Genomic DNA, 13,122 nt, shown 5'->3' with positions numbered 1-13,122 from the left:
CGAAACCGTTCGCCCCGGTGACGGCTCTTCTCGGTCAGAGGTCGTTGAGGCGGGTCACGAAATCCTCGGCGATCGCCTGCGCGAGGTCCGACGGGACGGTCGCGATGTCGTGCTCCACTTCTCCCTCGATCTCTCCGGTGCTCAGCGGCGTGAGTTCCATGGTCAGGTCGAACTGTGCGGCGATGGGCTGGACGCTCATGGGGGTGACCCGGACTCCGGGTATCCGCCAGACCGGTTCGATGGTGTTCTGCCAGGCGAACTGGACCTGGAACAGAGAGGACCGGCCCCTTCCCGTTCGGTGGGACAGGCGTGCCAGTTCGGCGACGCCCAGACCGGACACCGCACGGGCACGGTTCCAGGTGTCGGACAGGGCGTCGAGTGTTCCGTCCAGTTCCGCCGGGCCGATCGGGACGACGACCTGTCGGACGAGGTATCCGACGACGCCGCGGGTTCTCGGGTCGTCTCGCCCTGCGGTCGGCACCCCGACGCAGAAGTCACTCGCGCCGGTGATGTGCCTGACCGTACTCGCGAACGCCCGCAGGGCGAGAACGAACGGCGTGAGGTGATGGGCCCGCGCCTTGGCGGCAAGGCGCGCCCCGGCCTGGCCCGGGAATTTCATCTGCGCCGTCCCGTACCGTCCACCGTCCACCGGCGGCGGCGAGGACGGCCACTCGATGTCGCGGGTCGTCGAGAGGCGGGACGTCCACTTCCGGAGCTCATCGGCCGGAGGCCGGTCGAGAGCGGGGTTCCGCATGTCGGTGAACCGGCGAGGCGGCGGTGGCGTCGCACCACCGAGCAGGGTGCTCAGTTCGTCCGCGAGGACGGCCACGCTGTAGCCGTCGAAACACGCGTGGTGGATGCTGATCGTGAGATCACACCCGCCCGGCGCGGAGTCGATCCGGGCCGCGACCAGCGGCCCCCGCGCGAGGTCGATCCGGCGGGCCAGGTCATGTGCGCGTCGCCACGTCGGAATCGGGGGCGAGGACTTCTCGATGGAGACGGTGACCGCGCTCTGCCGGTCCAGCGCCTTCGCGACCGGAAGACCGTCCTGGTCGGTGTCGATGGCCGTCCTCGTCGCCTCGTGACGCGCGACGAACGTGCTCAGGGCGTCGGCCAGCGCTTCGGCCGGCGGAGCCGGAACAAGACGGTACGCCAGCACCAGCACGTTGCCGATGGCGTGCTCGGGCCGCATGAGACCGTCCAGCCACAGCGAGATCTGGGCATCGCTGAGCCCGCCCGCCTCGGCGATCGTGGAGATCGCCTCGGAGCCGTTCCCGGCTGCGGACTCCCGGGCTATCCGCACGGCCGAACCCGCTCTCAGTACGACGTCGGCCCCGATACCGATGCCCAGGTCGAGCAGCCGATGAGAGAGCCGGATCGCCGCCAGCGAGTCGAGGCCGATGCTACGAAGGTCCGTGTCGAGCCCGAGAGCGTCCAGGCCCAGCACTTCCGCGGCTGTTCGGCCGACGGTCTCCGCGAGGCCGCGAACCATCGGATCCGCGGACACGGCCCGCATCTCGACCGGCGCGTTCGTGGGCGCGGGCAAGGCAGCGACGTCCACCTTGCCTGTCAGGCTGAGCGGGAACTCCCGCAGTTCGGTGATGCTCTGCGGGAGCATGGCGGCGGGCAGGCGCTCGCGCAACGCCGCCATCAGGGCCGGGCCGTCGAGAGGTGCTCTCACCGCCGTGACGTAGGCCGCCAGACCGCTCGCGCGTTCCCCGTCGAAGACGGGGACCACAACGGCCTTGCGCACCTTCCCGGTCGCGAGCAACGACGCCTCGACTTCCGCCGGTTCGACTCGCTGACCGCTGATCTTCAGCTGCCGGTCGGCACGGCCGATGAACTCCAGCACTCCGTCGGCGCGCCAACTGACGAGATCACCGGTGCGGTAGACCCGTACCGGCGCCTCCCCGTCCACCGCGATCGGCGTGAACGCCCCGGTTCCGGCGTCCTCGCCGATGTAACCGGCGGCCAGGCCGTCTCCGGAGATGAGCAGTTCCCCGACCTCTCCGACGGCGACGCGGGTCGCGGTCGAGGCGCCGGTGAAGCGGACGACGAGAAGCCCGGTGTTGGGAATCGCCCGGCCGATCGGAATCCCCCGGGGAGAGTCGCAGTCCGCGAGGCTGATGCGATGCGTGGTGGCGAACACGCTCGCCTCGACCGGCCCGTAGGCGTTGACCAGCGGAATGGTGGGGTGCCGGAGAAGGAAGTCGCGGACGTGGCGGGGAGAGGCGCGCTCGCCGCCGATGATCAGCGTGCCCAGACCGGTGAAGGCGTCGACGTCCTCGTCGACCAGCAGGTTGAACAGCGCCATGGTGAGCACGGCGCCGTTGACCCCCCTTGCGATCCCCTGGCGCAGCCCCTGCGGGGACGGGTACCCGTCGGCCCCCGTTGTGGCGAGGTTCGTGGTCCCCCCGTGGACCAGGGGATACCAGATCTCGAAGGTGAAGATGTCCCAGGAGACGGCCGCCGTCGCGGACATGTGCACGGGCACGTCCGGATAGTCCGGCTCGATCGGCAGGATGGTCCGGAGCACCGCCCGATGCGTGCTCAGCGCGGCCTTGGGCTCGCCGGTACTCCCAGAGGTGAAATACACGCAGCACGCGGCGTCCAACCCGACGCCGACGCACGGGTCCGTGCCGTTCCGGGCCCGGGTGGATCCGCCGGAGGCGCTCGGCACCTCCTGGGCGCCGAGATGCCTCCGGGGTCCTCCGGGGCCGACCACGACAAGCTCCGCGCCTATCCGCTTGATCACTTCTTGCCGGCGGGCGACCGGCCAGCGTACGTCCATCGCGCAATAGGCCGCCCCGGTGCGCAGGACGGCGAGCATCGCCACCACCAGGTCGACTCCTCGGGGGAGGTCTATCGCGACGATCGAGCCGGGGCCGGCCTTCCTGGTTCGCAGGACACGTGCGAGGTCGCCGGATTCCTGGTCCAGCTCGGCGTAGCTCAGGTCGCGGTCCGCGCCTCGGACCGCGACGGCCGCGGGGGTGGCTTGAGCGTGCCGCAGGACATGCGTGGCGATCTGTTCCTCGCCGAGATCGACCGAACGGCCGCGCCACGAGTCGAGCAGCGCACGTTCGGCGTCTGATGCCGGGCGTGCCGCCTCCATCGTCATGCCACCACCTCCCGGGCCGTGAGTGAGCACAGTTCAGCGATCCGGGCGGTCAGAGCCGTGATGTCGGCACGATCGAAATGATCGGTGCTGAACTTGGTGCCGACGGTGAACGCACCGTCGATGACGTCGCCTTCGAACATCAGGGCATAGCGTTCGGACTGGCTTTCCGCCCGGTGGGCGCCGGTGTCCTCGTCGGCGTTCTGGAGGGAGTCGCCGCTCCCGCGTTGTTCGAGGCGCCCCAGCTGGCTGCGGTAGTTCAACCGGAGATCAGGGCGGGGAAGCGCGGCCAGCATCCGTCTCTCCTCTTCCACCGGTGACAGAAAACGAAGCGCGTCGAAGCCGAACGGGCGGGTCGGGACGAGCCGGGGAGCCGCCAGCAGGCTCCGGACGGCGTCGCACCCGCTCCCCCGGACCACCCCGATCTCGGGATGAGTGCTCTGGAGGTAGCCGATGGTGCGGGAGACGTCCAGGTCTCCGACCGTGGCGGTTCGGTTGTTGTCGTAGACGTCCATCGCCACGGTGGCCGTCCCCGTCCATTCGGCCACGGCTGTCATGATCGCGGCCCGCAGCAGGTCGACCGGGCGGAACAGCGCCGGCGCGAGGCGGTGCAGGATCGCGTCGGAATCGGACAGGGTGAGCGCGGACCGAACGGTGACCACGGACGGCAGCAGGGCCGGGCCTTCGCGCCGGCTCAGGGGAAGGACGTCGGACCAGGGGGCGGACAGCCAGGCGGCGGCGTCACGGCGGGCGAGGTCGGAGACGAGGTAGGAACCGATCGCCGAGCGGACGGACCTCACCGATTCGGTCGGCGGGTCGAGGGTCGCCCGGCCGGTGGCCAGCCAGCGGGTGAGCGCGGCCTCGGCCTCGTCCACCAGGAGGGACATCGAGCAGCCGTCAAGAACGAGATGGTGCACGACGATCAGCAGGCGGTGGTCGGTCCCGGCCCGCAACCGCACCATCCGGAACACCTCCCCGTTGCCCGGATCGAGCTCTTGCTGAGCCTTCTGGGCAGGTTCGAGCAGCCGGGCGGCGAGATCACCATCGCCGAGGTCGACGCTGTGGAAGACGTCCTTGGCCTCACGCACGTCGAAGCGCACCAGCAGGGCCGCCAGATCGAACCGGCTGGACAGTGCTGGATGCTGGTCGAGGAGGGCGGTCGCCGTATCGAGCAGGGCGGCGTCGGGAACGTCGTGCCGGATTTTCATCAGGGCCGTCAGGGCGAAGTGGTGCGCCTCCGGGATGGGGCCGTCCAGCAGCCACCTCAGCTGCGAGGGCAGCAGTTCGGCGGGTTCGCCCGTGCGGGGGCCGGGTGAGTCCGACGGTCCGGAAACCTGCTCCGCCTCGCGCGCCGCCGCACCGATGGCGGCCAGGGTGCCGCAGCTGAGCACCTCCGCCGGAGTGATCACGAATCCCCGCGCCCGGGCCCGGGCGGCGAACCGCACGGCCAGGAGTGAGTCGCCGCCGAGTTCCAGGAAATCGTCCTCGGGACGGGCGTGGTCCACACCGAGCACATCGCACCAGATCTGCCCGAGCGCGGACAGGCGGGGGTTCGAGTCCCGGGGCGGGCCGGCCTGCCGCTCGTCGGCCGGAGCGCCGGCTTCGAGCCGGGCGCCGATCTCCGCGGCCACCGCCAGGCGGTCGGTCTTGCCGGAGGAGGTCAACGGGATCCGATCCGCTCGCGCCCAGACGGTCGGTACGAAAGGCAGCGGAAGGATCGACGCCAGGCGTCCGGCCAGGAGCGCCGTGTCGGGGGTGTCCGCTCCGCCCGCCCCGACCAGGAGTGCCCCGAGTCGGGGCTCGGCGCCACTGCGCGAGAGGACGGCCGCCGCCGCGTCGGCGACCAGCCCGGTCGACCGGATGGCGGCCTCCACCTCCCCCAGCTCGATCCTGAACCCGCGGAGCTTCACCTGGTCGTCCGTCCGGCCGGTGAACACCAGGTCGCCGCTGTTCAGGACGCGGACGAGATCACCGGTGCGGTAACGGCGTTCCGGGGTCCGGTCGGGTCCGGGCGGGCCGGCCGGGGCGAAGCGATCGGCGGTCAGATCGGGCCGGCCGACGTACCCGTCGGCCAGCAGGCCATGGATGTAGAGCTCCCCCTCCTCGCCGGATGCCGCCGGACGTCCGTCGGATCGCACCACTGACACGCGTCGCCCCGGGAAGGCGGTGCCGATCGGAAGGCCGCTCTCATCCACCGGCAACTCGTCGCCCGGGTCGAAGCGGAACGCCGTTGACGTGACGACGCTCTCGGAGGGCCCGTAGGCGTTGACCAGCACCGCGGCGCCCAGCGCCGAGCCCAGATGGCGGCGCAGGTCCGTCAGGGCGGCGGCCTCTCCGCCGACCACGACGAGTCGCACCGAGGCGAAGTCCCCCCGGGAGACCGCCGGCAGTTCAACCGTCACCGTCCGCCAGTAGGCGGTGGGGAGCTGAAGTACGGTCACCGCGCTTTCGCGGACCATCGCCGAGAGGTCCGCCGAGTCGGGGAGCGCGACGGACTTGACGACCACGGCCGCCCCGGCGAACCAGGTGGGCCAGATCTCCTCCTGGGCGACGTCGAAGCCGAGGGACGCGAACTGCAGGACTCGATCACCGGGGTGCAGCGCGAAGTAGTCCACGGCGTGCGCCGCGTGGGCCGCTATGGCGGCGTGTGACACGCTCACGCCCTTCGCGACCCCGGTCGAACCAGACGTGTAGACGACGTAGGCCTCGTGCGTGCCGTCCGGACGACCGACCGGCGGCGCGTCGGCCTCGGCGGCGGCCGAGCCGAAGAGGGAGCGAAGCGTCACCACTGGGCAGCCGACCTCAAGGAGACCGTCCCGAGGCTCCTCGACCACCAGCAGTTTCGCTGACACGTCCTGTGCCTGCGCGACCAGGCGGGCGGCCGGCACAGAATCGTCGAAGGGCACCACGGCGAGGCCGGCCCGGGCCAGGCCGGCCAGCAGCACGAGCGCGCGTCCGCTGTTGGGCAGGGCCATCGCCACCCGGTCCCCGGCCCGGAGGCCGAGACGGTGCAACTCTCCGGCCACGATGTCGGCATCGCGGGCGAGTTCGGTGAAACTCCACGTCCGCTCGGCGATGAGCGCCGGACGGTCGGGGTATCGCATCGCCGCCGTCGCGAGACCTTCGGCGAGAGTGGTCGGACGGTTCATCGGGTCGCCTCCGAGACATGGAGGCGGCCGGAGAGGGCCGCGGCGGCCCTGGTACGGCTGGTCCACCCGACGGAGTACCGCTCGGCCGTGCTGGCCAGGAGGAAGATCGCGGCGAGACCGAGCCATCCCGGCGGGCCCGCGGAGACGCCGAGCGCTGTGATCACCATCGGCCCGGCGGTGTCGTGCACGTTGGTACCCAGATTGAAGACGGCGAGGTACTGGGTCTGTTGTCCGGCCGGGGAGAGGTCGTAGGAGATCTGCCACGCCGCGGCGGCGTGCAGGTTCTCACCGGCGGTGAGCAGCAGGACGCCGACGACGATGAGCACGGAGGCGGTCAGGGCGTTACCGTAGTGCGCCACTCCTATGGCCGCCGAAGCAAGGGCCAGCACGATACCGCAGGTTGTGAGCGCCCGCGTCGCGTCGGACAGGGACTCGGCCATGCGCGTCCACCAGACCTGCCCGAACGCCGTGAACATGGTGTTGATGATCAGGACGACCGCCACCATGAACGGCGGTGCCTCGGTGTATCCGACGATCCACAGCGGGAGGGCGACGAACAGGATGCTGTCGTGCAGCATCAGGAACCCGTTGGCGAGGGAGACACTCAGAAAGGGAATCTCGCGAAGTGGCCGTGCGAGGGCGACGGCGGGTTTCGAAGGTTCGTCCACCGGGTCCTGCGCCGCCGGTACCGGCCTCTCGAACCGCTTCAGTCTCGCCACCAGGAAGGCCATCGGAATGAAGGAGATCGCGTTGCCCAACACCAGCAGCCGGTAGGCCCACGACGCGTCCGACTCCACTGCGAGCCCGGCCAGGAGGGCGCCGAGTCCCAGCCCGACGTTCCGGAAGGCACGCAGGTAGGCCATCGTCCGCAGCCGCTCGGTCTTTTCGAAGATGCGCCCGACGAGCGCCTGGTTCGCGGGCGGGCCCGAGCGATCGGCGCTGGTGACCAGCACGACGGCGATCAGGAACTGCCAGAAGTTCGCGACCAGCGCCATACCGATGTACGCGAAGATCCGGAAGATGTGCAGGCCGACGAGGATGACGCGGGGCCCGGTCCGGTCGGCCAGGCGGCCGAGGAGGACGGACGTGAACATCCCGATCAGTCCGGCGAGCGACAGCCCCAGACCGACCTGTAGCGGGGACAGGTGGATCACGCGCGTGTAGTAGAGCACGCTGCCGGTCAGGAACATCCCGGTTCCGATGGAGCCGACGAAGCCGCTCGTGACGAGCACGCGCGCCGCTCCCGCCGGGGGGATGATGTCGATGATCTTTTTACGGTCGGTGTTCATGCCTGTCCGTCCAGTACCCCGGCGAGGATCTCGGCCGAGCGCTCCAGGTGGCGTGCTGTGAGGCCCTCGGGAGCCTGACGGCCGAGGTACCGATGGCCGAACCGGCGCAACACCACGTCGCTGCACCTCGTGTCACACCCGAGGGCGACGAAGACCAGGACGTCGGCCACCGGCCTGGAGAACAGCGGCAGAGCGGCCAGGCAGACGTCGGGTTGGGGGCTCCATTCGTCGTCGAGCGCGTCCCGCAACTGCTCGACCCGTCGAGCGAGGGCCGCCTTCAGGTCGTCGGCGCGGCTCTCCGGCAACCGGGCGATGTCGAGCGACGCCCGAAGGGCGTCCCTGCGTCCCGGATCCTCCGGCGCGTCGAACCAGTCCAGGTCTCGTCCGGCGGCCCGGGCGACCTCGTCCATGGAAGCCCCGACGTCGATCCGGCCCGGGGCCGCGAGGGCGACGGCGGTCAGCGCCTCGAACGCCAACTCGGCCAGGTGCCGTTCGAGGACCTCCGCGGGGAGGATGCGGCCGTCGTCCCAGCGGTGTGTCTCCGCGGCCCGCAACGCGAAGCCGGCGACGGACGCCTCGGTCAACGCCTCGACGGCCACCGGAGCCAATGGTCCTGAGCCGGCGGGGTTCAGCGTGGCGTACGCCTGCCGCACCTTCTCCGCCACGGAGGCCGAGGCCCGGACCTCACGGGTGGCCTCGGAACCGGATGCCTCGTCGATCGTCACCGTCACCGTTTCGGCGGCGGTGCGGGCGATTTTGAGGGCGTGAGCGGGAGAGTGCGAGATGGCCCGGACGACGAGCAGCCGGTCCCGTGAGTCACGCGGAACCTCCACCACGTCGGATCCGACCTCCAGCTCGAGCTCCACGGACAGGACGCCGGCGATCGAGCCCGCCTCGGCGAGTCCCTCAACGGCGACCACCCGGCCGCTCCGATCGGGGACCCGGTACCAGACGGCCGCGTAGCGGTCGCTCGACTCAAGGTCCCGGTGGCCGAGACGGAGCCGGTCGATCACGCTCTCACCGATCGACTGGCGCACGAAGAGGTCGAGCAGGTCGAACCCGTGAGTGTCCCGGATCGTCTCCGGGATCAGGTCACCCGCCGGCCGCAGGTGTGTCTCCACCAGCCTCGGCCCCTCATCGGTGAGAATGATCTCGGTATGAGTCAGGCCGTTCTGCACGTCCAGCGCGCGTAGTACGTCGGTCACGGTCTCGCGGACCAGGTGCTCGGTCTCCGGCGGCAGCTCACCGCGGATCATGTGGCCGAGTTCCACACAGTGGACGGGGTCCTTCACCTTCAGCGTGATCGCGACGATGAGGTGTTCCCCCCGCTCGGAGAACGCCTCGACGCTGATCTCGGGGCCGTCCAGGAACGTCTCCACCATCAGCCTGCCGTCCGCGGCGTCCTCGGCCGCGAGACCCCACTTCCACGCCGCCTCGGCCTGGGACGGGCGGTGCACGACGGTGACCCCTGAACTGGCCGCGCCCATGACCGGTTTCACCACGACGGGATATCCGTGGCGGTCCGCGAAGTCGGTGATGTCGCCTGGCGAGGCGACCTGTCCGGCGAAGGGCCCGGGGATGCCGGCCGCGGTCAGCCGGTCACGCATGTGGAGCTTGTCGTGGACTGCTCTGACCGTCTCGGCGGAGTGCATTCCCAGTCCCAGCGCGCTCGCCACAGCGGCCGCCTTGTCCTGGTCCTTCTCGCTGAAACTGGCGACGTGGGTGACAGGCTCGACCTCGTGGATCGCCCTCGCCATGGCGATCCACGAGGAGTCGTCGGTTGAGGAGACTCCCACGATTCGAGCGTGCAGGGACGCGTCGCGGACCCGCTTCAGCACGTCATTGCGGACGAGTACGGAGGTGCGCGCCTCGGGGTCGACCTGGTGAATGTACGCGGGCAGTTCGCGACCATTCCCAACGACCAGAACGTGACGGTTCATATCATGTCCCTCGTTTCATCAACCGAAACAACAGGTGCAGTTGATCTGTGCGGTCTCCACGGTCATCGGGGATCCGTTCGGCGGAGATGACGTGTCGCGCCCCTGTTCGCCGTGCCGGCCTGAGCAGGCGGCCGCCCAGCTCGAAGACACTTTCCCGAGCGTTCCCCCTGATCGGCCGGCCTGGAGCACCGCTCCGTGGTGTCATCGCTCCCTCGTGCTCGGCACGGCCAGCCGACGGGATCCGCGGCGGCCTGCCAGGTGGACGAGGTTGAGCGCCCAGTTGACGAGCCGGGTCTGCACATCCCGCCCCGAGGCGGAGCCCAGGACCTGCTGGACCGCGACGGCCATCGTCAGCCGTTCGGGGTGGCGGCGGCCCGCGCCGTAGGCGTCCCGGACGGCACGCATCAGGCCCTTGCTGTTGCGGTGAACGATCACCATCGTGGGTACGAAATTGACCGAAAGGCCCATCGCGGCCAGCCCCGCGACGATGTCGTTGTCGCTGCCCGGCGCGTTGACGACATCTCCGCGGGCCGCCAGGAAGGCCTCGCGCCAGACGGCCCCGTTTCCCCCGGCGAAGAAACGCACCTCCTGCCCCGGCCGCAGCCCCCTGTACCGGTCGAGGTAGCGAGACTGCCGGGCCCTGGAGACCACGCCACTGTCGAAGGGCAGCACCCTGCCGGTGACGCCGCCTCGGTCGGCGGTCAGTTCGCGATCGATCTGGTCGAGCCAGTCCGCCCTGGGAAGAGCGTCGTCGTCGAGGAACGCGATCACGGGTGAGACCGCCTGCTCGGCGGCGAAGGACCGGGACGGCATGGCGCCGATCGGCCGCGGATTGCGCAGCAGCCGGATCGGCAGGCCGGCCACCTGCACCGCGTCGGTGATTCGCGGCTTTGAACCGTCGTCGACGACGAGCACCTCGTACAGCAGCGCGGTGTTGCATTCCGCCAGGGCGTTCAGGCAACGCCGGAGGTCTCGATAACGGTCTCTGCTCGGGATGATCACTGTGATTCGCGGTTCCACTGTCGCCTCCATTCGTCGCAGAGCCACGGCCAGGCGTGCTGGTCGTCCGAGGGAAGATAGGTACGGCGGATTCGTTGCGGGGCGACGGTCCATGGCAGCGGGTCCGCCTTCACCGTGCCGAAGCCGAGTGTCCCGGCCGGGACCGCGTCAACGGTCGGAGGGAAGCCGTAGGGGTAGGCCAGCAGGGGCCGGACCGCCCCCAGCCGGGCCTGGATCGCCGCCAGCGAGTCCGCGATCTCCCTGCGCTGTTCGACCGGGGCGAGCTGGTGCAACATCCGGTGCGTCACCGTGTGCGAGCCGACCGCGTGCCCCGCCCTGTGCAGATCGGTCAGCTCGGCCCAGCTCAGGTGCCGGGCATGCTGCGCCTCCAGTTCCGCCATCTCGGTGATGGCGAAGAAGACCGCTCTGATCCCCAGCCTGTCGAGGATGGGCAGGGCGTGGTCGAGATTGTCGCGATGCCCGTCATCGAGGGTGACGAGCACGGTGGGTTCGTCCGGCAGCGCGGTCAGATCATCGAGTGCTTCCGGGGGGAGCGCCGGCCCGTACCGGGACAGCACCGTCTCAAGGCCGCGTTCGAAGTCGTCAGGGGTGAGTGAGGTGTAGTGCACGAGTTCCGGATGTACGTGGTGGAAATAGAGGACCAGGGGCCAGCCCGGGGCGGAGGAGCGCAGCGCCCGAGCCGTGGCGGGCCCGATCACCGCTCGCTCCACCCAAGCGCCGTCGCGACGGCCGCCGGGACGGGAATGCCCGTCTCGTGGGCGCGGGCCGTCCATGCCGCCTCTGCCTGGTCCGGGAAGTACGGCGTGGGCGGCTGTCCTGGGTATCCGGCCAGTACCGCGTCCCGAAGGGTCTGCAACAGCTTGTCGATCGAGGTCCGTTCGGCGTCCAGCCCGAAGGCGGTGGTGGAGAGGCCGACGAACAACTGTGTGCAGCCCATCGGGCGGCCGGGTTCCGCGCGTTGTTTGACCACCAGCGGACTCACGGTGTGGCCCCCCAGAATGCCCGCGATCACCTCGGCGATGAGCGTTACGCACAGTCCCTTGTAGTCACCGAAGACCGGGACGGAGCCGCCCTTTTCCAGGTCCAGTGGATTGGAGGAGGGTCTTCCCCGGCTGTCCAGCAACCACTCCGACGGAACCTGGTCACCGCGCTGCGCGGCAGCACGGATCTTGCCGATGGAGACCACGCCGGTGGCGAAGTCCACCACGAAGGGTTCGACGGCCGCGGTGGGCGTCACCATACAGATCGCGTTGCTGCCGAGCGTCGGTCGTGCCGCTCCGGGCGCGGCCAGGCTCGGCCCTGAGATGTTGAACAGCAGTCCGGCGACGCCCTGCCGTTGGAAAGGCCAGCGGTAGGCCGCCATCATTCCCACATGGTTGTTGGAGTGAACGGCCACGGCGGCCACGCCGAGCCGGGCGGCGGTGGCCGCGCACCAGTCCGCGGCCATCGCCGCCGCGGGCTGGCCGAAGCCGTTCCGCGCGTCGACGCGGGCGACGGCTCCTTGCTCGGTCAGCACCGGCTCGGCGAGCGGGTCGATCCCCCCTTGGCGCACTCGGGTCAGGTAGGTCGGCAGCAGGCCCACACCGTGCGAGTGGTGGCCCCGCACATCCGCTTCCACCAGGACGTCGGCCACCAGCGTGGCGGTCTCGTCACTGCTGCCGGCCGCCCTGAGCGCGGCGGCCGATCGCTCCTTCAGCGTCGCGGGCGGCACCCGCAGCGGTTCGGGAACCGACCGGCTTTCCTCGTCGATGTAGCACAACGTTCCCCGGGCGAGCCGACAGACCCGATCGGTGGGCAAGGATCCGTCGGTGGCCAGCAGAACGGTCGTCTTGCCCTGGCTCGTACGCCGGTCGAGCAGGTCGGCCAGCACCGTGGGGTCCATGGCATCGGCGTCATCGATGATCAGCGCGTCTGATTCCACCGTTCCGAACCGTGGCTCGAGTTCGCCGCAGAGCACCTTGCAAAGAGTCGATTTTCCCGATCCGCGTTCGCCCTGGATCAGCAGGCTGCTGCCGGCCGGAATCCGCAGATCCGCACCGCGCAGCAGCACCACCTCGTTCCCCTTGGCGCCGACCGTGATAACAAGATCGTCAACTTTCAGCATGTGCGCTCCCGGGCCTCGACGGGAGGATGCGGCAGCAAGATGATCTTGATGGGAGATCGTTCATCTCACCACTCCACCGGCGCGTCTAAACCGTCACGCTGCAGGAACTCCAGCCGGTTGCCGAGGTTGTCGGCCGCGTAGAACCGCCGGTGCCCGGGAAAGTTGTCGTCCCAGGTCACCTCGACGCCCTTGGCCGCCAGATGCCGGGCCAGAGCGTCGAGGTCGGCGACCCGGATTCCCGGGTGGGCTTTGCGGGCCGGCCGGAAATCATTCTCGACACCGAGATGGATCTCCAGGTTGTCGGCACGTATCCAGAGGCCGCCGCGCGCGGCGAGTACCGGCGGCTTGACGAGTTCCACCATGCCGAGAACACCGACGTAGAAGGCGCGACAGTCGTCCTCGCTGCCGGCCGGGATGGCGATCTGGATGTGGTGCAGGCCGTAGCCGAACTCGGTCCCGTGATCGGGACCATATCCCTGGCTCGAAACTGAGAGATCGTTCATTT

Annotated in this window: 8 protein-coding genes; all 8 read right to left on the bottom strand. The window is 69.8% G+C overall.

What is annotated here, in order from left to right; translation table 11 throughout:
• Nucleotides 1–34: 34 nt before the first annotated feature.
• Complete coding sequence (locus AB0J58_RS27645) at nucleotides 35–3,118, bottom strand: AMP-binding protein (protein ID WP_364220681.1); 3,084 nt, start codon at nucleotides 3,116–3,118, stop codon at nucleotides 35–37.
• Nucleotides 3,115–6,264 carry an amino acid adenylation domain-containing protein gene (locus AB0J58_RS27640; protein WP_364220678.1) on the bottom strand — a complete coding sequence of 1,050 codons (3,150 nt, stop codon included), beginning with the start codon at nucleotides 6,262–6,264 and terminating at the stop codon, nucleotides 3,115–3,117. The genes AB0J58_RS27645 and AB0J58_RS27640 overlap by 4 nt, the downstream gene beginning before the upstream one ends.
• A complete protein-coding gene (locus AB0J58_RS27635; RefSeq protein WP_364220675.1) occupies nucleotides 6,261–7,553 on the bottom strand; it encodes an MFS transporter in 1,293 nt (430 codons plus the stop codon). The genes AB0J58_RS27640 and AB0J58_RS27635 overlap by 4 nt, the downstream gene beginning before the upstream one ends.
• Complete coding sequence (locus AB0J58_RS27630) at nucleotides 7,550–9,493, bottom strand: ATP-grasp domain-containing protein (protein ID WP_364220672.1); 1,944 nt, start codon at nucleotides 9,491–9,493, stop codon at nucleotides 7,550–7,552. Before AB0J58_RS27630 ends, AB0J58_RS27635 begins: the two co-directional genes overlap by 4 nt.
• 201 nt (nucleotides 9,494–9,694) lie before the next feature.
• Nucleotides 9,695–10,513, bottom strand: coding sequence for a glycosyltransferase family 2 protein (locus tag AB0J58_RS27625; RefSeq protein WP_364220669.1), 819 nt, complete (start codon nucleotides 10,511–10,513; stop codon nucleotides 9,695–9,697).
• Entirely contained in the window at nucleotides 10,492–11,211 is a 720-nt protein-coding gene (locus AB0J58_RS27620; protein ID WP_343963239.1) for a polysaccharide deacetylase family protein, read from the bottom strand. Before AB0J58_RS27620 ends, AB0J58_RS27625 begins: the two co-directional genes overlap by 22 nt.
• Nucleotides 11,208–12,617, bottom strand: a complete 1,410-nt coding sequence (locus AB0J58_RS27615; RefSeq protein WP_343963237.1) for an Ldh family oxidoreductase — start codon at nucleotides 12,615–12,617, stop codon at nucleotides 11,208–11,210. The genes AB0J58_RS27620 and AB0J58_RS27615 overlap by 4 nt, the downstream gene beginning before the upstream one ends.
• Before the next feature lie 65 nt (nucleotides 12,618–12,682).
• The gene (locus AB0J58_RS27610) at nucleotides 12,683–13,120 is read right to left on the bottom strand and encodes a VOC family protein (RefSeq protein ID WP_364220665.1); all 438 of its coding nucleotides are present in this window, start codon (nucleotides 13,118–13,120) and stop codon (nucleotides 12,683–12,685) included.
• Nucleotides 13,121–13,122 lie beyond the last annotated feature (2 nt).

It is taken from the genome of Streptosporangium sp. NPDC049644 (assembly GCF_040675205.1).
Lineage (GTDB): Bacteria > Actinomycetota > Actinomycetes > Streptosporangiales > Streptosporangiaceae > Streptosporangium > Streptosporangium fukuiense.
The sequence above is the reverse complement of the archived record's forward strand: the minus strand, read 5'-3'. Positions and strand labels throughout refer to the sequence as shown.

Excerpts from the sequence above, each read along its gene's own strand:
- AB0J58_RS27635 (WP_364220675.1), bottom strand. The coding sequence starts at position 7,553 with ATGAACACCGACCGTAAAAAGATCATCGACATCATCCCCCCGGCGGGA.
- AB0J58_RS27610 (WP_364220665.1), bottom strand. The coding sequence starts at position 13,120 with ATGAACGATCTCTCAGTTTCGAGCCAGGGATATGGTCCCGATCACGGG.
- AB0J58_RS27615 (WP_343963237.1), bottom strand. The coding sequence starts at position 12,617 with ATGCTGAAAGTTGACGATCTTGTTATCACGGTCGGCGCCAAGGGGAAC.
- AB0J58_RS27640 (WP_364220678.1), bottom strand. The coding sequence starts at position 6,264 with ATGAACCGTCCGACCACTCTCGCCGAAGGTCTCGCGACGGCGGCGATG.
- AB0J58_RS27645 (WP_364220681.1), bottom strand. The coding sequence starts at position 3,118 with ATGACGATGGAGGCGGCACGCCCGGCATCAGACGCCGAACGTGCGCTG.
- AB0J58_RS27630 (WP_364220672.1), bottom strand. The coding sequence starts at position 9,493 with ATGAACCGTCACGTTCTGGTCGTTGGGAATGGTCGCGAACTGCCCGCG.